The organism is Pedobacter sp. MR22-3 (assembly GCF_026240075.1).
In the GTDB taxonomy this organism is placed as follows: Bacteria; Bacteroidota; Bacteroidia; order Sphingobacteriales; family Sphingobacteriaceae; genus Pedobacter.
In genome coordinates this window covers 265,578-285,790 of record NZ_JAPIVF010000005.1, presented here as the reverse complement: position 1 = coordinate 285,790, position 20,213 = coordinate 265,578, and the positions used below count along the sequence as shown (strand labels likewise).

The window sequence follows — 20,213 nt, the reverse complement described above, 5'->3', positions numbered from 1 at the left end:
AAAATTATAAGATAAAATTACTTTGGGACTAACCCACATTTACCTACTATGAACTATTTCCAAGCCATTATCCTTGCCATTATTGAAGGACTGACGGAGTTTTTGCCTGTATCAAGCACCGGCCACATGATTATTGCGTCATCATTTATGGGCATTGCTAGCGACCCCTTCGTAAAGCTCTTTACAATTGCCATTCAACTGGGTGCCATACTCTCCGTAATTGTATTGTATTTCAAAAGGTTTTTCAAATCAATCAACTTTTATATTAAACTTTTGGTAGCTTTTATCCCGGCAGCGGTTTTCGGATTGCTTTTAAGTAAAAAAATTGATGAGCTTTTAGAAAGCCCGATGGCAGTTGGCATCTCTTTACTCGTTGGCGGAGTAATCCTTTTATTTGTAGATAAATGGTTTAATCAACCTACCATTCATGAAGAAGAAGAAATAAATTATTTAACGGCCCTGAAAATTGGTTTTTTTCAATGTATTGCCATGATTCCAGGTGTTTCACGCTCCGGAGCCACGATTGTTGGTGGCATGAGCCAAAAATTAAGCCGAAAATTAGCGGCAGAATTTTCATTCTTTTTAGCCGTGCCAACCATGTTTGCAGCAACAGGCAAAAAACTATTTGATTTTTATAAAGAAGGAAATACCATTACGCATGATCAGGCTAATCTTTTAATTATTGGAAATGTAATCGCTTTCATTGTCGCACTTTTAGCCATTAAAAGCTTTATCGGTTTTTTGAATAAGCATGGTTTCAGGGTATTTGGCTGGTATCGTATTATTGCAGGTTTAATCCTCATTATTCTATTGTACACCGGACATAACTTGCAAGTGATATAATCCGTATCTTTGCGGAAAAAAGATTTGTGAGTACAGAAAATTCTAAGTTTAAAGATTTCAATTTTGCCGAGGGCGAACTGCTTTTAATTAATAAACCCTACAAATGGACTTCATTTGATGTGGTGGGCAAAATCCGTAACGCTCTAAAACCATTAAAACTAAAGGTTGGTCATGCGGGCACATTAGATCCGCTCGCTACCGGCTTATTGATCATTTGTACAGGGAAACTCACCAAGCAAATAGATACTTTTCAGGCTGAAGAAAAGGAGTATACCGGAACCATGATGCTTGGTGCCACTACCCCATCATTTGATATGGAGACAGAAGTTGATCAGACCTTCGACATTTCAACCATCACTCCTGAACAGATATACAATGCTACAGCACCATTTATTGGTGATATTGAGCAATATCCGCCTGCACATTCAGCTGTAAAAATCAACGGCGAACGTTTATATGTCAAAGCCCGTTTGGGTGAGGCCGTAGAATTACGTAAACGTTTTGTAAGCGTTCCGGAATTTGAAATTACCAGAGTTGAACTGCCCGAAATAGACTTCCGCATTGTTTGCAGTAAAGGCACTTATATTCGTTCTTTGGTGTCTGATTTTGGGAAAGCATTAAATAATGGTGCCTATCTATCTAAACTCACCCGAACAAGAAGTGGAAACTTTTTGCTTTCAAATTCGTTTGAGGTTCTGGAGCTCGTTAATTATATTCGTAGCAGGAAAGAGGAAACTAAAATCCAGGAGTAAAAAATGAACCGAATAAAAAACAAGAATGCCCGGTTTGCAAAAGAAATTCTCTTAATTGTGGCGGGCGTTACTTCAGCTTGTTTTGGTTTAAAGAGTTTCCTGATGCCCAGTCATTTCATTGATGGTGGCGTGACGGGTATATCCCTGCTTTTAAGCACATTAACCGGATGGAACCTCTCCTACCTGATCGTCATTATCAATATACCTTTCGTTATCCTGGGTTTCAGGCAAATTGGGAAGGGCTTTGCCATTAAAACGGCAACAGCCATAGCAGCCTTATCCATGGCCTTAATTTTTTTGCCGTTTCAACCCATTACCCATGACAAACTCCTTATCGCCTTCTTCGGTGGTTTGTTTTTGGGAGGAGGAATTGGCATGGCCATGCGCGGCGGTTGTGTGATTGATGGAACAGAAGTACTGGCACTTTATATCAGTAAAAACAGTATCCTCACTGTGGGCAATATTATCCTGATATTAAACATCATCATCTTTGCCTTTGCAGCATACTTTTTAAATATCGAAACGGCACTTTACGCCATATTAACTTACCTCTCAGCCTCGTATACCATAGATTTTATTATCAACGGTATAGAGCAATACACCGGCGTAACCATTATTTCAGAACATCAGGAGGAAATAAAAGATTATATTATTACAGAGATGAAACGTGGTGTAACCATTTATAAAGGAGAGGGTGGTTATGGAGAAAGAAAAGATATTGACATCCTTTTTACAGTAGTCACCAAGTTAGAAATGAGCAAATTGCAAACAGCCATCAGAAACATAGATGCTGATGCATTTGTGATACAACAACAAATTGCAGACTTAAAGGGTGGTGTTGTAAAACGCCATGCTTTGCATTAATAAATATAATTATAGAAATTTGGGCGTGCCCCCAAGCTATGCAAGGGGCGGGCTGTACGCGATATCTTTTTCGTTTTTATGTACTGATATTATCCGTTAGAACGAAAAAGTATATCGCTTCCATCCCTCACGCAAACCCCATAGTTTAAAAAGATTATCCCATTGAAAATATACCATAACCTATCCGAATTTACCAGGCTTAGCAACGCAATCGTAACCATAGGTACTTTTGATGGTGTTCATTACGGACACCAGAAAATCATCAAACAGTTAGTTGCAAAAGCAAAAGCAGATCATGGTGAAAGTGTTATTTTAACTTTCTTCCCTCATCCACGGCTGATCATCGATCCCGAAAATCAGGATCTTAAAATGATCAATACCATCAACGAAAAAGCTGAAATCTTAAAAAGCCTTGGTGTTGATCATTTAATCATCACCCCTTTTACACGCGATTTTTCAAACCAGCTTCCGGATGATTATATCAAGGATACATTGGTTAATAACATCGGGACCAAACATATCATTATTGGATACGACCATCGTTTTGGAAAAGACCGTACCGGAAACCTTGCTGATTTAAAGGCAGCAGGTATTCATTTTGGTTTTACCGTTGAAGAAATTATGGAGCAGGATATCCACGATGTTGCGGTGAGTTCAACTAAAATACGGCAGGCACTTCTAGCTGGCGATGTCGGCCTTGCATCAGATTATTTAGGCTATGCCTTTTCTATTTTCGGGCGCGTAATTAAGGGCGATAAAATCGGCAGAACCATTGGTTTCCCAACGGCCAACATTTTTGTAGAAGAAACCTATAAACTGATTCCAGGCGATGGCATTTATGCGGTAACGGTTGAAATGGATGTCCGGATCCAGAAGTCGGGAGTTAATGCCTCAGCCCCTCAACCCTCAACCCTCAACCTTCAACCTTCAACCTTTAAAGGTATGGCATATATCGGTCAAAGGCCAACCATCAATGGCATGACGAGAAACATTGAAGTAAATATCTTCGATTTTAATCAGGAAATTTATGGGCAGGATATCAAAATGAATTTCTTAAAATTTCTACGCCATGATGTAAAATTCACTGGTTTAGAAGCTTTGAAAGTTCAACTTCAAAAAGATAAAGAAGATACACTGGCTTTCTTTTCATCTCTTAAATAGTTAAGCTTAATCGAAATTTAACTTTCAAAAAAGCCTCATTTTCGCTATATTAGCAGCAATGAGGCTTTTTTATATCCTATTTTTTTTTAGTACGCTGGTGAGTTTCGCAAACTTTGCTGCTCCAAAAAAAGATAATGCCTTAAAAATTAAATTGGTGCAGCGCGCTCCTATCTTAAAAAAAAGCATTTTTAAATTGCACTTTGGTAATAATCAGGAAAGTCTTCAAAAAGACCTGATCGATCATACCTTAGCTAAAATCCGTTTAGATCTACTTATTGTTGTGCTGATTGCTTTGCCTTTCTTTTTCTATTTGAAGATAGATGAGTTGGTATTAAGTCAACCTAGATATAAATATTGGTTTCTACTTAAAATGCTTTACCCGAAACACGTTTTCTGGTAATTCGCAAAGCCCACCACCATCAGGTGGAATACAACAACCGGTTTAGCCGGAAATCATTTTACCATTATACCGATTACCACCAATGCACTTACCAGATTTAATTGCCGATTTAGGATTAATCCTCGCCGCAGCGGGAATTACCACACTCATATTTAAAAAAATTAAACAGCCACTTGTTTTAGGTTATATTTTAGCAGGCTTATTGGTTGGCCCGCATTTAGATTTTTTTCCCTCCGTTACCGACACCAAAAATATTAATATCTGGGGCGAAATTGGTGTGATCTTCCTTCTATTCAGTTTAGGACTGGAATTTAGTTTTAAAAAACTGGTTAAGGTTGGCGGTTCCGCATCGGTGACGGCCATTGTCGAAGTTGTTTTTATGCTTTTAATCGGTTTCTCTGCCGGCAAATTGATGGGCTGGAAAACCATGGACAGTATTTTTCTTGGTGGAATTTTATCTGTTTCTTCTACCACTATTATTATCAGGGCTTTTGAAGAACTTGGCGTAAAACATAAAAAATTCGCAGGTCTGGTTTTTGGTGTGCTCATTGTAGAAGATTTAGTGGCCATCTTGCTACTCGTTCTCCTCTCTACCCTTGCGGTGAGTCAGCAGTTTGCCGGTAGCGAAATGCTGATATCAATCTTAAAACTGGCATTTTTTTTAGTGCTCTGGTTTTTAGGCGGAATATTTCTGATCCCGTCTTTCCTGAAAGCTACCAGAAAGCTGATGAATGACGAAACCATGCTGGTGGTTTCACTTGCCTTATGCCTGTTAATGGTGCTCCTGGCTGTAAAGGTTGGATTTTCTCCTGCATTAGGTGCCTTTATTATGGGCTCCATCCTTGCCGAAACTACACAGGCCGAAAAAATAGAACATTTAACCAAATCTGTAAAAGATTTATTTGCAGCAGTATTTTTTGTTTCAGTAGGCATGCTCATTGATCCAAAAATACTGATAGATTACAGCATCCCGATTGTTATTGTAACACTAGCCACTATTTTTGGAAAGTTTTTGAGTTCTAGTCTGGGCGCACTCCTTTCCGGCCAGCCGCTCAAAACTTCTGTTCAATCTGGAATGAGCCTGGCACAAATTGGTGAATTTTCGTTCATTATTGCCACATTAGGATTAACCTTAAAGGTAACCAGTGATTTTCTCTACCCGATTGCCGTGGCGGCATCAGCCATCACTACTTTCACTACCCCCTACCTCATTAAACATTCTGAGGCATTTTATAATTTCCTTAACCGGATTCTGCCTAAAAAATGGCTGGATGGGATTTCAAGATACAGTTCCAGTACGGCAGGAATGACCACCTTGAGCGACTGGAAAATTCTTTTGCGGAGTTATGCCTTTAATACAGTTATCCATTCCGTTATTATTGTGGCAGTTATTTTTCTGGCATCCCGCTATATTCAGCCCTTCATTGCCAAAAATTTTGTAAATGGAATTAAATCGACCATTATCAGCCTGGTGGTTTCATTTATTATCATGGCGCCTTTTTTATGGGCATTATCCATCAGAAGGATTCAAAAAACGGCTTATTCACACTTGTGGCTGAATAAAAAATATACCCGAGGACCATTAATCGCGATAGAAGTATTCAGAATAGCACTAGGCATCTTTTTCGTTGGATTTTTAATGTACGAATTTTTTGATACCTGGATTGCCGCCGGAATTGCTTTAGCTTTGATTGTGCTGATGATGTTTATTTTCTCCAGGAAACTCCAGGCTTTTTACAACCAGCTGGAAAAACGTTTCATTTTAAACCTGAACGCACGAGAAAATCAGAAACCAGATATTTTACCCTGGGATACCCACCTGACAGAATTAACGGTTTCGCCAGAATCTGAGGTGGTAGGACAAACACTCGCAAGCCTGATGATCCGTGAAAAATTTGGTGTAAACATTGCCATGATTGAACGTGGCAGAAACAGCATCCCCACACCTGGAAGAGATGAAAGACTTTACCCCAATGACAAATTGCTGCTCATCGGTGCAGACGATCAATTGGCAGCAGTAAAGGCAATTTTAGAGGTGGATGTACCGGAAACAGAAAGTGAGAAAAACTTCCCTGATAAGGAAATGACATTGCAGAAAGTGGTGGTAAATCTGGAATCTCCGGTTTATGGACTGAGCATCCGGAATGCAGGAATAAGAGAAAAAGCACAGGCATTAATTGTTGGCATTGAACGCGGATCAGAACGCATTTTAAACCCCTCATCAGACTTCACATTTGATAATGGGGATATCATCTGGATTGTGGGGAATAATAAGAAAATTAAAGAGGTGATATAGGTAGTCCAGAGTTTTTAGTCAGTAGTCTGAAGTCGATATAACCTCCTGACTTCAGACTTATTTTTATATCTTCGTGATAGAACCTAACCTATGAAAGTTGATATAGAAAAAAGTGAGTTTCTTAATGAGATGATTGAGCAATGGCAAAACGATGGCTTAATTAACGAAGAAACAGGCTACAAACTTCGACAAAGCTATGAAGCTAAAAATTTCGACTGGTTAAGACTTGCCCAGTATGCTTTTTGGGTAGCATTGGCCTGTGGTTTTATCGCTTTAGGATCGCTCTTAATTGATAACGCTATACTCAATTATCTTAAACGCGTTTACAATACTCCAAATATTGTTATTGCACTGGTATCTGCCGGGATTGCCGGATGGCTTTATATATTGGGTTTCCGAAGGAAGAAAAAATTGCCTAATCTCAGATTTAGCAATGAGGCCATTGTATTTTCAGCCATTTTACTTACGGCGAATGCCATTGCCTATTTTGGCAAATCACTGGATAACGGTTCTGGAAATTTCACCATTCTGATATTAATTTCTGTATTTATTTACGGCGGGCTTGGTTACTTCTTCAACTCAAGATTGATCTGGATATTTGCATTAATATCTTTAGGCGCATGGTTTGGTACGGAGACAGGTTACCTTAGCCGTTGGAATTATTATTTCCTGGGTATGAATTACCCGCTCCGGTTTGTCGTTTTTGGAGCCGTTTTAACCGCTGCTTCCTTTATCATGAAGGCCTTACCTAAAACCAGGCAATTTTTTCAAGTCACCTACATTGCAGGAATGGTTTATCTATTCATCTCATTATGGGCCTTATCGGTTTTTGGCAATTTCGCCAGTTTAGAAAAATGGTATGCAGTGCGACAGTTAAGTTTATTTTACTGGGCTCTAATTTCTGCGGCGGTCTGCGTACTCAGTACCTTATTTGGGTTAAAATACCGTGATGACATCGCAAGGGAATTTGGGATTACATTTTTGTTTATCAACCTCTATACCCGTTATTTTGAATATTTTTGGGATAGCTGGCACAAGGCGCTTTTCTTTTCGGTATTGGCCGCTTCATTTTGGCTGATCGGCAGAAAAGCAGAGAAAATATGGAATGTAGAATTTTTAAAGTAAGTCTTTCTTTGTATTAATTTATTGAAAGATTTAGCCAGATGTATTATGAAAATCGACAATCAAAATTTGTACAAAAAGGTAATTGAACTACTCAACCAAGCCAGACAAAGTATAGTACAAACTATTAACAATACAATGGCCATGACCTACTTCGAAATTGGTAAAATGATTGTAGAAGAAGAGTAGCATGGTAAAGAAAAATCTGAATATGGAAAACAAGTTTTAAAGGAACTTTCAGAAAAGTTAGTCAATGAATTTGGCAAGGGCTTTTCGGAAACTAATTTAAAGCAAATGCGGCAATTTTATATCAATTATTCAATTCGTCAGACGGTGTCTGACCAATTCAAACTTACCTGGTCTCACTATCTTAAACTCATGAGGATAGCTGATTTGAATGAGCGTAATTTTTTTTACGAAATAGAAGCCATAAAAAATAATTGGAGCTTATGAGAATTACAACGCCAATATGATTCTGCATTATATACGCGTTTAGCCTTAAGTAAGAATAAGAAAGAAGTGATTTCTCTTGGACAAAAAGGTCAGATCATTGAGAAAAACAAAGATTTAATAAAAGACCCTTATATTTTAGAATTTTTAGGCCTGCCAGATAAAAGTTTCTACTCTGAAAGCGATTTAGAGCAAAACTGATTGATAAATTAGAACACTTTCTATTAGAGTTAGGTAATGGTTTTACCTTTGTAGCCCGCCAAAAAAGAATAACCTTTGATGAACGTCACTTCAAAGTAGATTTGGTTTTTTACAATAGGATACTTAAGTGCTTCGTATTAATAGACTTAAAAATTGGCGAATTGAAGCATCAGGATATAGGCCAGATGCAGATGTATGTAAACTATTTTGATAGGGAAGTAAAACTTGATGATGAAAACAAAACTATTGGAATTATTCTTTGCCAGGATAAAAGCGAATCTGTAGTCAGATATACGTTACCAGAGAATAATGAGCAAATTTTTGCCAGTAAATACCTTACCGTATTGCCTAGTGAAAAAGATTTGATCCAAATCATAGAAAACCAATAAAAGTAACAACTAGCTTAATAGCATTATAATGCCTACAATAAAATAATCAATTGCTTCACTACTAAATAAGCTGCCAGCACATACAAAAATATGGCAATGGATTTATTGATAATCAGGCTGCTCAACGCAAATTTCTCCTGAATAAAAGTGGCAAAATGAGCATATACATATAAAGCTCCCGCAGAGCCAAAGCCTGATCCGATAGCAAAGACAATTAATGATAAATAATCTGTTTTAATCCATTCGTGCAGGATGACATAATTACCAAAAAATAGCCAAAAAGGAATTTGAACCGGATTTAATACCCCTAATATTAAGCCATACAGTACACTCCCACTTCGCTTATCATCTTTTTTACTACTGGTTTTCGGAACTTTTTTACGATTTACCCAAGTGATGGTTCCCATGACAATAAACATGAGAATCATGAAACAATCAACCAGTGTTCCCAACCGCACTTCACTTACCGCCTCATTGGGATTGATATCACTCATCGCCCAACGGGCAAAACGCATCATCCCGAAAGTAAAAAATACTTCTACACAGGAAAATGAGAAGATAAAGTACCATACCTGCCGCATGCCTTTATTAATAGTCAGCTGTGCAACCGTCAAATTAATGTTACCAGGGGGAATATAACCCATGGCGTTGAGGAGGATGCCTATAATAAAGGTTAGAAAAAGCATTGCCGAAATTATGGATTTAAATTTAAATGCGATGCTAAATATTTACCTGTATAAGAACTTTTCTCTTTTACCAAGTCTTCAGGTATACCTTCGAATACTAATTTTCCACCGCCATCACCACCTTCCGGACCAATATCAATCACCCAATCAGCACATTTGATCATATCCATATTGTGCTCAATAACCAATATCGTATTACCTTGTTCTATTAATGTATTCAATGCCTTCAATAATTTTTTGATATCGTGAAAATGCAATCCGGTAGTTGGCTCATCAAAAATAAATAATGTTTTATTGGCATTATTCCCCTTAATTAAAAATGAGGCCAGCTTAATCCGCTGCGCTTCTCCACCTGATAAGGTGTTTGAAGACTGCCCTAAATGCACATAGCCTAAACCCACATCTACCAGTGGATTTAATTTATTTAATATCTTCTGTTCGTCCTTAAAGAAATCAACGGCCTCATCAATGGTCATATCCAGGATTTCAGAAACATTTTTTTCTTTATAGGTTACATCTAAAACTTGTTGCTTAAACCGCTTTCCGCCGCAAGCCTCGCAAGGCAAATAAATATCCGCCATGAACTGCATTTCGATTTTAACCTCTCCTTCACCCTGACAAACATCACAACGGCCACCTTCTACATTAAAAGAAAATGCAGCCGGTTTTAGTCCTGCCGCTTTGGCTGCAGCCTGTCCTGAAAATAACGCACGAACATCATCCCAGGCCTTCACGTAAGTAACCGGATTGGAACGGCTTGATCGACCTATTGGATTTTGATCTACCATTTCTACAGCACTGACCAAATCTACGTTCCCAAAAATCCCATCGTATGCACCAGTTTGCTCACCGGCATAATTACCGATGGCCTTTTGTAAGGCCGGATAAAGTATTTTTTTTACCAAACTGGTTTTACCAGATCCTGAAACACCACTTACGGCAGTGAAAACGCCAAGCGGGAATTTAACATCAATGTTCTGTAGATTATTTTCTCTGGCACCTTTAATCAGGATGTGATCCTTCCACTTACGACGCTTCTGCGGAATGGCAATTTTTTCAATTCCCGCCAGGTAGCGGCCGGTTAAACTGTTCTGATCTTTTAGAATTTCTTCATAATTACCACTGAAAACCAGGTTTCCCCCATGCGTACCAGCTTCAGGACCAATATCAATGATGTAATCGGCAGCACGCATCATCTCCTCTTCATGCTCTACAACAATTACGGTATTCCCAACATTTCTTAGTGAAATTAAAACTTCAATAAGTTTGTTGGTATCTCGCGGATGCAGACCGATACTGGGTTCATCCAGAACGTAAATCGAGCCTACCAAACTGCTTCCTAAAGAAGTTGCCAGGTTAATCCTTTGCGACTCACCACCAGATAAGGTATTTGATAAACGATTAAGCGTCAGATAACCTAAACCTACATTATTTAAATAAAGGAAACGATTATCAATCTCTGCCAGTAAACGTTTGGCAATTTTCGCATCATTTGCACTTAACTTCAGGTCATTAAAAAATACCAGTGCTTTTGACAAGGGCATCAGCACGATATCGATAATGGACTTTTCAGCAATTTTTACATAAGAAGCATCTTTACGCAAACGCGATCCTTTACAATCCGGACAGGTGGTTTTGCCACGGTAACGGGATAACATTACCCGATATTGGATTTTATACGTTTGCTCTTCCAGTTCCTTAAAAAAAGCATCAAGTCCTGAAAAGTGTTTATTTCCCGTCCACAACAAGCGTTGTTCTTTGGCCGTTAACTGGCTGTAAGCCCGGTGAATCGGAAATTCAAATTTTGGTGCAGCCTTAATGAAATTCTGCAGCCAGATACTCATTTTTTCACCACGCCATGGCGCAATGGCATTATCATAAACACTTTTACTCTTATCAGGTATCACCAAATCTTCATCAATACCAATTACATTTCCATAGCCTTCGCAACGTTTGCAAGCACCATACGGATTATTGAAAGAGAAAAAATTTGGCGTTGGTTCTTCAAAGCGAATTCCATCCAGCTCAAAACGATCGCTAAAATGTTTGGTTTTTCCTTCAGCCTCTACATAACAATCGCCTTTACCTTCAAAGAAAGCCGTTTGTACGGAATCAGCCAGCCGGCTCAAAGTTTCTTCTTCCTGATTGGTAACCAGGCGATCAATCAGAATCTGTACCGTTTTATCGTCAGTCAATTCTGCATCCTTAAAGTCTGCATCATCCAGCACCGATTCAATTTTTAATATTTTATGATTAATCAATACCCTTAAAAATCCCTTTTGCAATAAAATGGCAAGTTCTTCTTTAATGGTCCTGTTGTTATGTGGATAAAGCGGACAAAATATAGTAACGGTAGTATCCTCGGGCAGCGCACCCACATAATCAACAACCGTACTTACAGAATCTTTTTTTACCTCCTTCCCGGATACCGGGGAGATGGTTTTTCCGATACGGGAAAACAATAACTTCAAATAATCATAAATTTCGGTAGATGTGCCTACCGTTGAACGGGGATTAGAGGTTATTACCTTTTGTTCGATGGCAATGGCAGGCGCAATTCCTTTAATGTAATCTACATCAGGTTTATTCATCCTACCCATAAACTGACGGGCGTAAGAAGACAGACTTTCGACGTAGCGACGTTGTCCTTCAGAATATAAAGTATCAAATGCAAGCGAAGATTTTCCCGAACCCGACATTCCCGTAACCACCACCAATTTATTTTTCGGAATAGCAACATCGATATTTTTAAGGTTGTGCACACGGGCACCTTTTATGATTATATTTTTATGCGGATCTTTTTCGGCCTCTTTTTTGCTCATGTATGGTTAAGAATATATAATGAAAACCCAAGAAAGTAATTTGGGTTTTAAGATGATACAAAAATAGGGTACTGAGATGGTTAATTTATTTTTTAACATTTTATTTTTTGCATTTTGGTAAAAAATAACTTTCTTTGAACATTAACGACCTCAGAACCAAACTAACTCAATCAAAAAAAACATAGGAGATCAGCTATAGAAATTAAACATCTACAAATTAATTTTTAGCAAACAGTACGGGATTTAGTGTAGGTAAACCTATGAATTTACAATCATATAACGATCAGGACCTTGTAAAGGTATATATTGCCGGAGACGAGAATGGATTGCAGGAACTTTTACGAAGACATAAAAGCAAGATTTATACATCCATTTATTTATTGGTTAAAGACCAATATCTGGCGGAAGATATTTTTCAGGATGCTTTTATTAAGGTGATCAATACCCTTCGATCAGGAAGATATAACGAAGAAGGTAAGTTTTTACCATGGGTAATGCGTATTGCGCATAACCTTGTCATTGATTATTTCAGAAAAGAAAAACGAACACCCATTATCACCAGTGCTGATGGAATGGATGTATTCAATATGCTACACTTTTATGATGAGAGTGCAGAAGAAAAAATGCTTCGCGATCAAACCCATAAAGATTTAAAAGCAATGATTCATTTATTGCCTGATGAACAGAAAGAAGTATTGTTAATGCGCCATTACGCCGATTTAAGTTTCAAGGAAATTGCTGATTTGACTGACGTGAGCATTAATACCGCTTTAGGCCGTATGCGCTATGCACTAAGCAATCTTCGGAAAATGCTTAAAACAAAGGAAATGACATACAAGGGGTAGCATAAAAGTTACAGAAATTATTCCGGGGTTTAAAATAAAGTATCTGAAGTACCGTTAAGTTTATAAACTTATCACATTCAGTGCTTATGACAAAAACCTCTACATCAAACTCAAGTGTAAATTCACCAATTCAAAACATGTTTCAGCCAAAAACTGACATAGAATCTGACACAGAGATCGACTTATTTTATGATCAAATAAAAGGTAAGTTAGATCGGTTAGCTAAAGATCCTCAGGATGAAACCATCAGGAAGATTTTAGCCTACAGCAGAAAAAAATAAGAATTTACAAGAGCTAAGGAAGGCTGTTCTACAGGTGTAGGGCAGCCTTTTTTTTGCTTTTTGATTGAGCTAACATTTTAATCATAGAAAATTCTCAACCCGTCTTCCTTTTTAAGATGTCCCGATTTTTACAATTGAAAAAACAAAAAACCATACCTTTGCATAGTGTAATTTTAACACTAAGCACAAATGAATAAAAATCTTCTTCCACTCACTTTAGGTGGTTTGGGTATCGGAATTACAGAATTTGTAATGATGGGATTGCTTCCTGATATAGCTAAAGATTTAACCGTATCTATTCCAAAGGCCGGCCATCTGATTTCGGCATATGCTTTAGGTGTTGTAATTGGTGCACCACTCCTTATAATAATTGCCGGCAAGTATCCACCTAAAAAGATACTAATCGCCTTAATGGTGATGTTTACAGCATTCAATGCCTTTTCAGCATTTGCGCCTACATTTAATACCTTATTTATTGCCAGGTTACTTTCTGGCTTACCGCATGGTGCCTTTTTTGGTGTAGGTTCAGTAGTCGCTAGCCGCATTGCACAAAAAGGAAAAGAAGCACAAGCCGTTTCGATGATGTTTATGGGTTTAACCATTGCGAATATAATTGGCGTTCCGCTAGGTACATATATTGGGCATAATTTCTCCTGGAGGATCTCTTTTGCGGTAGTGGTAGCTGTTGGATTAATTACTTTGTTGAGTCTTAAATTATGGTTACCTGCTTTAGAGGCGGCTAAAAACCGTGATCTGAAAGCTGAACTTGGCTTCTTCAAAAAGAAAGAAGCCTGGATTATTATTTTAATGATCTCCATCGGTACCGGTGGTTTGTTTACCTGGTACAGTTACATTGCACCACTAATGACAGAGGTTGCCGGTTTTTCGCCAGGAGCAGTTACCTATATCCTGATGCTGGCAGGCTTAGGCATGATGGCCGGAAATTTTATTGGTGGCTTACTGGCGGATAAATACTCACCAGCCAAAGCATCGGCCGTATTGTTGCTGGCCATGATGGTTGCCCTAACCATTGTACATTTTGTTTCTGCAAACCAGGTGCTGGCGCTGGTGATGACTTTTATTACAGGTGCCGTGGCCTTTTCCCTGGCCGCCCCCATTCAAATGCTCATGATCCAGTCGGCCAAAGGCTCAGAAATGCTGGCAGCATCTGCCAGCCAGGCCAGTTTTAATATTGGCAATGCATTGGGCGCATTTTTCGGTGGACTTCCGCTGGTTTATGGTTTCGACTACACCTCACCTGCTTATGTTGGTGCAGCGATGGCTTTAATTGGCGCTTTCTTTGCCTTCTGGTTGATTAAAAGCAAATCAAATAATAACATTGCCGAACCCAAACAAAAATATGCTGTGATGCATTAATTATTGTAATGGATAGCCAACATTAATGGCTTATCAGCAATTTGCTTATTATATTTGTCCATGCTTAAAAAAGAACGTTATAAACTTTTTGTAGAACATTTTTCGGCTAAGCAGCCTGATGCGGAAACAGAGTTACATTATCATAATCCTTATCAGCTGCTGGTTGCAGTAATTCTTTCGGCACAATGTACTGATAAACGGGTGAACATGGTTACGCCAGCCCTATTTCAGCGTTTTCCGAATGCAAAGGCCTTAGCTGAAGTCACTCCGGATATTGTGTTTGATTATATTAAAAGTATCAGCTATCCGAATAACAAGGCTAAACACCTGGTCGGAATGGCGAATATCCTGGTGAATGAATTTAATGATGTTGTTCCTTCAGGAATAGATGATTTACAAAAAATGCCGGGTGTGGGTCGGAAAACGGCAAACGTCATTGCTTCAGTGATTTATAATGCACCAGCGATGGCTGTGGATACACATGTATTTCGTGTAGCAAACCGTTTAGGTTTAACCAATGGCAAAACACCATTGGCAGTTGAAAAAGATTTGGTTAAAAATCTGCCTGAACAGGATATTCACATTGCGCATCATTGGCTGATTTTACATGGCCGATATGTTTGTTTAGCTAGAAATCCGAAATGCAAAGTGTGTGAGATTACATATATGTGCCGCTATTTTGAAAGATTAACCGCACAAACAGAACGTGATCAACTAAAAATGAAAATAATTTAATTTTACTATTGACATTAGCTAAAAAACAATTAACTTAGCTAAATATTTTAGCATTACAAATTATTAACATCAGTATATTTAGCCGACAATTCAATTATATTTACGGAATCAAATCTTAAAAAAATGGCAAGCGCAAATCCAGATAAATTAAAAGCATTACAGTTAACCTTAGATAAATTAGAAAAATCTTACGGTAAAGGAACCATCATGAAACTTGGCGATACCGCTATTGAACCTATTGATTTTATTTCTACAGGTTCCATTAGTTTAGATATTGCTCTGGGCATTGGTGGTATTCCAAAAGGAAGGGTTATTGAAATTTATGGACCGGAATCTTCGGGTAAGACAACTCTGGCTACACACATTATTGCAGAAGCACAAAAAAAAGGTGGTATCGCTGCATTTATTGATGCGGAACATGCCTTTGATCAGTTTTATGCCAAAAAATTGGGTGTTGATACTGATAACCTGTTAATTTCTCAACCGGATAACGGTGAACAGGCATTGGAAATTGCTGATAACTTAATCCGCTCCGGTGCCATTGATGTTATTGTGATTGACTCTGTTGCAGCATTGGTTCCTAAAAGTGAGATTGAAGGTGAAATGGGCGACAGTAAAATGGGTTTACATGCCCGTTTAATGAGTCAGGCACTTCGTAAATTAACCGGAACCATTTCGAAAACCGGATGCTGCTGTATTTTCATCAACCAGTTACGGGATAAAATTGGGGTGATGTTCGGTAATCCGGAAACGACAACGGGTGGTAATGCATTAAAATTCTATGCTTCGGTACGTTTAGATATTCGTAGGATCTCTCAAATTAAAGATTCTGATGAGGTTTCAGGTAACCGTGTTAAGGTTAAGATTGTTAAAAATAAAGTGGCTCCGCCGTTCCGGATTGCAGAATTCGATGTAATGTTTGGGGAAGGCATTTCTAAAAATGGTGAGATTGTAGATTTAGGTGTTGATTTCGGCATTATCAAAAAGGCAGGCTCATGGTATTCTTACGGAGATACCAAATTGGGTCAGGGTAGAGATGCCGTAAAACAATTATTAAGCGATAATCCTGAACTGGCTGAAGAACTGGAAGTAAAAATTAAAGCTGAAGTAACAGGTGAACACTTGCAAGAGAAATAATTAAAGTACTTTCATACATAAAAAAGCGTCCCGATGTAAAACCCGGGACGCTTTTTTGCTTTCATTAACCTGGCATTTAATAGCTTACTGAAATACCAAAATTGACAGAAGTACCTCTACCCTTCGAATAGAAACCAGGCTGCATAAACCACTGTGCCCTGGCAGGAAAATAATCCTGGTTAAAAATATTATCCACACCCAGTGAAAGTTTTGTATTCTTTTTAACCTGATAAATTCCTGCAAAGCTAAATAAGTTATATGCCCTTACCTCACCTTCGTTTCCATTGTATACACCATTGCTGTTTTTCTCAAATCTGTTACGGGAACCGATTCCGGTAAAATTCATGGTTAAATCCAATACCTTTAACGGGCTATAGGTTAGGGAAGCGGTAACTTTTGGTGCGGCAATACGGCGGCCATTAAGGTAAAGGTCTGCAGCATCGTTATATTGACCGTTTTTGTCGATATCGCGTTTACCTTCCGTATAACTATAACTTGCTGATAAACCAAGGCTCTCAAACAAACGGTAATTTGCAGCGAGTTCAAAACCGTATATTTTTTCCGGACTTCTCGCTGTATTAAACAAACCAGTCGCCGGATCATAAACGACTTCAATGCCCAATTTGGAAGTACTGATGTAAGCAGAAGCAGAGAGGATCAAGCCTCCTATTCTACTTTCAAAACCTGCTTCATAATTGTTAACCTTTACGGCATCAGTATTGATTTTATCTATGCTGTTTACTTTTGCATCACGCAGGGCAAGACCAATATCCATTACCGAAAACCCTTGTGAAAACCCAACAAAAGGGCTGAAGATATTGAACTTATTATACCTTAACCCTGCATTAAAAAGATATGTACTGTACTTTAGATTCCCTCCTTTTACATCAAAAGATGGCGTAATGGTGGTATTGTTAGCACCAGTAGTTCTTAAAGTACGGTAGTCATCAACAGCTATAGCAACATTTTCATAACGCAGGCCGGTTTTAAATACAAGATTATGCAGGATATTAAAATCTACTTGTGCAAAAGGGGCTACATTGGTCATGTCCATCGTCGGCACCCATATCCTGCCATCTACCAATGGCTGTGCTGTCTTATCTTTCATAAAATCAGCACCATAGGCAATGCTGGCTTTTAAAAAGTTAAAGTTGAGCAATGGTGTTTCCAAAAATAAACGCGCACCTTTTTTATCATTTCTTGCCAGCGACTGTCCATCTCCCCCATCAAAACGACCTAAAGAAACGTAGAACACATCTTTTCTTGTTTCATAATATACATCTGCATTTAAACTGGACTGAAGAAAAATGCTGTCAATCTTATATGATAAGTGCAGGTTGTGGTTATAATCTACACCAGTTGGAATACCCAAGGGTTTACCCAGCACACCCGTTGCTTTCTGCCCGGTTGCCAGATTACCATTAACAAGGGTAAAATTGCTGTTTTGCAAACTGCTGTAAGTGTTATAGGTAAACTGGATACGCTGGTTCATTGCCGGCACATAGCCGATTTTTGCAAAAGCATTGTAGCTATCTGTTTCACCTAAACTGTAATTTGGCCCTACCACATCGCCTTTAGCATCTTTATATTCACCGGTTTGTTCATACATCCCACTTACCACATAATCGAACTTGCCCAGTTTTCCGTAAAACATCTGGTTGATCCTGCCACCTGCTGAATTTTTAACTTTCACCATTGATCCGTTGAGGTTGACCTGAGTTTTACCTGCAAATTTTACAGCCGTATCCGGAACCATAGTGATGTAATTGACCAAACCTCCGGCAGCACCATTGCCATAAATTGCCGTTGCCCCTTTTACTACCTCAATTCGTTCGAGCACTGACGGATCAATAGACCTTAAATCTACTTCCGCATTCCTGAGCGGCGAAGATTGTGAAAAACCATCAATCATCACCAACATGGGGCGGCCACGCAGATTCTGCCCCACATTATTACCGGTTTGTGCGGTTGGTGCAAAACCAGGTACCTGATTGGCCAATATGGTACTTAAATCCGGGTTGATCGCCATCTCCCTCGAGAGTTTTTCCTTATTTACGATACTGACTGAAGTGGTAATGTTTTTGACATCCTCTGGCTTTCTGGAAGTAGATATCACAACGTCATCCAGTTTGTTAGGAACTGGATCTAAACCAATATTAATAATGGTATCACCGCTAAGGGATAAAACGTTTTTGGTAAATGCTTTGTAACCTACAGCCTGTGCACTCAGTATAAATGGAATACCACTTTTAATATACACAGCATAATAGCCCTTGCTATCAGCCTGAACTTTTTGCCCTGAAAAAGAAATGGTTACATAAGGGATTTCGCTTTTATTATCTTTAACATATCCCTCAACCTTTACATTTTGTGCATGCAAACGGAGAATATTTAGCGAGATGAGTACAATGATGAGTAGGCTTTTTTTCATCTATATTTGAATTTTTTCGCCAAATATAGTGAATCATACCTATCTAGATTAGATCTAAATAAAAATTAAGTCAGTAATCTAATTCTGACTGAATACAGCATTGAAATCTTTCGTGACATAGACAATCACCAAAAGTGCTGCGATAACCAAAGCACCTAAAATAATTACCCCCCAGCTTCCTTTCAGTTTATTTTTATCCTTCCGGATCAGGTAATATAAAATTCCGACAAGTGGTATTGCACAAACAATCCAAAATACCAATGATGCTCCAGTCATATATACGATTTTACTATTTCTTTTTTGTAATTACTCTTTCTTCAGCCAACTCAATACCTAACCAACTTTAACCTAAAACTCCATCCGTGCCATTGGCGATACTTCCTGTCCGGCAAAATCTTTCGCCAAAAACTTTTGATAACCGGCAATGGCAATCATTCCGGCATTATCTGTACAATACTGAAAAGCAGGAATATAAATTTTCCAGCCCAGTTCATCAGCAGCTTCCTGCAATCCCTTTCTTAAGCCCGAGTTGGCCGATACGCCACCTGCAATGGCTATTTCCTTAATATGATATTGCTTAGCCGCCTTTTTAAGCTTGTTTAATAAAATTTGAACGATACTATGCTGTACAGATGCGCAAATATCATTTAAATTTTCGGCAATAAAGTTTGGATTCTCTTTTTCCTGCTTCCTGATGAAATAAAGGATAGAGGTTTTAAATCCGCTGAAGCTAAAATTAAGTTCAGCAATCTGTGGTTCGGCAAATTTAAATGCTTTAGGATTACCCATTTGAGCATGTTTGTCAATTAATGGACCACCGGGATAAGGCAGCTGCAATATTTTAGCCGTTTTATCAAAGGCTTCCCCCGCGGCATCATCAAGGGTTTCACCAACAATTTCCATATCAAAATAATCTTTCACCAAAACAATCTGGGTATGCCCGCCTGAAACGGTCAGGCATAAAAAAGGAAAGTTGGGTTTAGGATCATCAATAAAATGCGCCAATATGTGCGCATGCATATGATTGACAGAAATTAAAGGTATATTTAAGGCGAGTGCAAAAGATTTTGCGAAGGAAACACCCACTAAGAGAGAGCCAAGTAAACCTGGGCCCCGGGTAAAAGCCACGGCATTAATGTCCTGTTTTGTAACCTTCGCGTTCTTTAATGCCTGCTCAACAGTTGGGACTATATTCTGCTGATGTACCCTGGATGCCAATTCAGGGATTACACCACCATAATTTTCATGAATTGTTTGGTTCGCAATAACATTGGCCGTAATTTTGCCGTTGTTACATATGGCGACTGAAGTATCATCGCAAGAGGACTCGATAGCAAGTATAACAGACAAATTATTTAAATTTTAAGCTGCAAAATTATTAAAAAACTATTTAAAATACTCCTTTGGGTAATTGCATCAAT

General features: G+C 38.5%; 17 protein-coding genes and 1 pseudogene. 13 read left to right on the top strand and 5 right to left on the bottom strand.

The window, feature by feature from the left end:
- The first annotated feature begins 48 nt into the window (after positions 1 to 48).
- The 9 genes and pseudogenes from OQ267_RS13775 to OQ267_RS13735 all read left to right on the top strand — a co-directional run bounded on the left by OQ267_RS13775 (position 49) and on the right by OQ267_RS13735 (position 8,478).
- A complete protein-coding gene (locus OQ267_RS13775; protein WP_088300319.1) occupies positions 49 to 843 on the top strand; it encodes an undecaprenyl-diphosphate phosphatase in 795 nt (264 codons plus the stop codon).
- A gap of 26 nt (positions 844 to 869) precedes the next feature.
- Positions 870 to 1,595, top strand: coding sequence for a tRNA pseudouridine(55) synthase TruB (gene truB, locus OQ267_RS13770; RefSeq protein ID WP_088300320.1), 726 nt, complete (start codon positions 870 to 872; stop codon positions 1,593 to 1,595).
- A gap of 3 nt (positions 1,596 to 1,598) precedes the next feature.
- Positions 1,599 to 2,459: a YitT family protein gene (locus OQ267_RS13765; RefSeq protein WP_265836362.1), complete on the top strand. Its 861-nt coding sequence runs from the start codon at positions 1,599 to 1,601 to the stop codon at positions 2,457 to 2,459.
- Positions 2,460 to 2,621: 162 nt separating this feature from the next.
- Positions 2,622 to 3,620: a bifunctional riboflavin kinase/FAD synthetase gene (locus OQ267_RS13760; protein WP_265836360.1), complete on the top strand. Its 999-nt coding sequence runs from the start codon at positions 2,622 to 2,624 to the stop codon at positions 3,618 to 3,620.
- A gap of 58 nt (positions 3,621 to 3,678) precedes the next feature.
- Positions 3,679 to 4,020, top strand: coding sequence for a hypothetical protein (locus OQ267_RS13755; RefSeq protein WP_265836358.1), 342 nt, complete (start codon positions 3,679 to 3,681; stop codon positions 4,018 to 4,020).
- Between the two features lie 82 nt (positions 4,021 to 4,102).
- Positions 4,103 to 6,316 (top strand): cation:proton antiporter, encoded by a 2,214-nt coding sequence (locus OQ267_RS13750; RefSeq protein WP_265818998.1) that lies wholly within the window; start codon positions 4,103 to 4,105, stop codon positions 6,314 to 6,316.
- A 90-nt stretch (positions 6,317 to 6,406) separates the two neighbouring features.
- The gene (locus tag OQ267_RS13745; RefSeq protein WP_265818999.1) at positions 6,407 to 7,441 is read left to right on the top strand and encodes a DUF2157 domain-containing protein; all 1,035 of its coding nucleotides are present in this window, start codon (positions 6,407 to 6,409) and stop codon (positions 7,439 to 7,441) included.
- A 249-nt stretch (positions 7,442 to 7,690) separates the two neighbouring features.
- Positions 7,691 to 7,891, top strand: a pseudogene (locus tag OQ267_RS22455) (DUF1016 N-terminal domain-containing protein); the annotation flags it as partial.
- Positions 7,892 to 8,085: 194 nt separating this feature from the next.
- Positions 8,086 to 8,478 (top strand): PDDEXK nuclease domain-containing protein, encoded by a 393-nt coding sequence (locus tag OQ267_RS13735; protein WP_322974875.1) that lies wholly within the window; start codon positions 8,086 to 8,088, stop codon positions 8,476 to 8,478.
- Between the two features lie 32 nt (positions 8,479 to 8,510).
- On the opposite strand, the gene OQ267_RS13730 is transcribed toward OQ267_RS13735, so the two are convergent.
- Together OQ267_RS13730 and uvrA are read right to left on the bottom strand one after the other, a co-directional pair.
- A complete protein-coding gene (locus tag OQ267_RS13730; RefSeq protein ID WP_088300327.1) occupies positions 8,511 to 9,164 on the bottom strand; it encodes a LysE family transporter in 654 nt (217 codons plus the stop codon).
- An 8-nt stretch (positions 9,165 to 9,172) separates the two neighbouring features.
- A complete protein-coding gene (uvrA, locus tag OQ267_RS13725) occupies positions 9,173 to 11,986 on the bottom strand; it encodes an excinuclease ABC subunit UvrA (RefSeq protein WP_265836357.1) in 2,814 nt (937 codons plus the stop codon).
- Between the two features lie 260 nt (positions 11,987 to 12,246).
- Between uvrA and OQ267_RS13720 the strand changes: the two genes are divergently transcribed.
- From OQ267_RS13720 to recA, 4 genes are all read left to right on the top strand, one after another.
- A complete protein-coding gene (locus OQ267_RS13720) occupies positions 12,247 to 12,831 on the top strand; it encodes an RNA polymerase sigma factor (RefSeq protein WP_088300329.1) in 585 nt (194 codons plus the stop codon).
- Positions 12,832 to 13,301: 470 nt separating this feature from the next.
- Positions 13,302 to 14,489, top strand: a complete 1,188-nt coding sequence (locus OQ267_RS13715) for an MFS transporter (protein WP_265836356.1) — start codon at positions 13,302 to 13,304, stop codon at positions 14,487 to 14,489.
- Between the two features lie 60 nt (positions 14,490 to 14,549).
- Complete coding sequence (gene nth, locus OQ267_RS13710) at positions 14,550 to 15,224, top strand: endonuclease III (protein WP_088300332.1); 675 nt, start codon at positions 14,550 to 14,552, stop codon at positions 15,222 to 15,224.
- Positions 15,225 to 15,347: 123 nt separating this feature from the next.
- Entirely contained in the window at positions 15,348 to 16,361 is a 1,014-nt protein-coding gene (recA, locus tag OQ267_RS13705; RefSeq protein WP_088300333.1) for a recombinase RecA, read from the top strand.
- Between the two features lie 76 nt (positions 16,362 to 16,437).
- Here the strand turns inward: recA and OQ267_RS13700 are convergent, their stop codons facing one another.
- The 3 genes from OQ267_RS13700 to tsaD all read right to left on the bottom strand — a co-directional run bounded on the left by OQ267_RS13700 (position 16,438) and on the right by tsaD (position 20,142).
- Complete coding sequence (locus OQ267_RS13700) at positions 16,438 to 18,792, bottom strand: TonB-dependent receptor (RefSeq protein WP_265836355.1); 2,355 nt, start codon at positions 18,790 to 18,792, stop codon at positions 16,438 to 16,440.
- Positions 18,793 to 18,870: 78 nt separating this feature from the next.
- Positions 18,871 to 19,068: a hypothetical protein gene (locus tag OQ267_RS13695; protein WP_088300335.1), complete on the bottom strand. Its 198-nt coding sequence runs from the start codon at positions 19,066 to 19,068 to the stop codon at positions 18,871 to 18,873.
- Positions 19,069 to 19,140: 72 nt separating this feature from the next.
- Complete coding sequence (gene tsaD, locus OQ267_RS13690; protein WP_265836354.1) at positions 19,141 to 20,142, bottom strand: tRNA (adenosine(37)-N6)-threonylcarbamoyltransferase complex transferase subunit TsaD; 1,002 nt, start codon at positions 20,140 to 20,142, stop codon at positions 19,141 to 19,143.
- Positions 20,143 to 20,213: the final 71 nt, after the last annotated feature.

Coding starts and splice junctions, on each gene's coding strand:
- OQ267_RS13775 (WP_088300319.1), top strand. CDS start 49: ATGAACTATTTCCAAGCCATTATCCTTGCCATTATTGAAGGACTGACG.
- OQ267_RS13765 (WP_265836362.1), top strand. CDS start 1,599: ATGAACCGAATAAAAAACAAGAATGCCCGGTTTGCAAAAGAAATTCTC.
- OQ267_RS13755 (WP_265836358.1), top strand. CDS start 3,679: ATGAGGCTTTTTTATATCCTATTTTTTTTTAGTACGCTGGTGAGTTTC.
- OQ267_RS13750 (WP_265818998.1), top strand. CDS start 4,103: ATGCACTTACCAGATTTAATTGCCGATTTAGGATTAATCCTCGCCGCA.
- OQ267_RS13745 (WP_265818999.1), top strand. CDS start 6,407: ATGAAAGTTGATATAGAAAAAAGTGAGTTTCTTAATGAGATGATTGAG.
- OQ267_RS13730 (WP_088300327.1), bottom strand. CDS start 9,164: ATGCTTTTTCTAACCTTTATTATAGGCATCCTCCTCAACGCCATGGGT.
- uvrA (WP_265836357.1), bottom strand. CDS start 11,986: ATGAGCAAAAAAGAGGCCGAAAAAGATCCGCATAAAAATATAATCATA.
- OQ267_RS13720 (WP_088300329.1), top strand. CDS start 12,247: ATGAATTTACAATCATATAACGATCAGGACCTTGTAAAGGTATATATT.
- OQ267_RS13715 (WP_265836356.1), top strand. CDS start 13,302: ATGAATAAAAATCTTCTTCCACTCACTTTAGGTGGTTTGGGTATCGGA.
- nth (WP_088300332.1), top strand. CDS start 14,550: ATGCTTAAAAAAGAACGTTATAAACTTTTTGTAGAACATTTTTCGGCT.
- recA (WP_088300333.1), top strand. CDS start 15,348: ATGGCAAGCGCAAATCCAGATAAATTAAAAGCATTACAGTTAACCTTA.
- OQ267_RS13700 (WP_265836355.1), bottom strand. CDS start 18,792: ATGAAAAAAAGCCTACTCATCATTGTACTCATCTCGCTAAATATTCTC.
- OQ267_RS13695 (WP_088300335.1), bottom strand. CDS start 19,068: ATGACTGGAGCATCATTGGTATTTTGGATTGTTTGTGCAATACCACTT.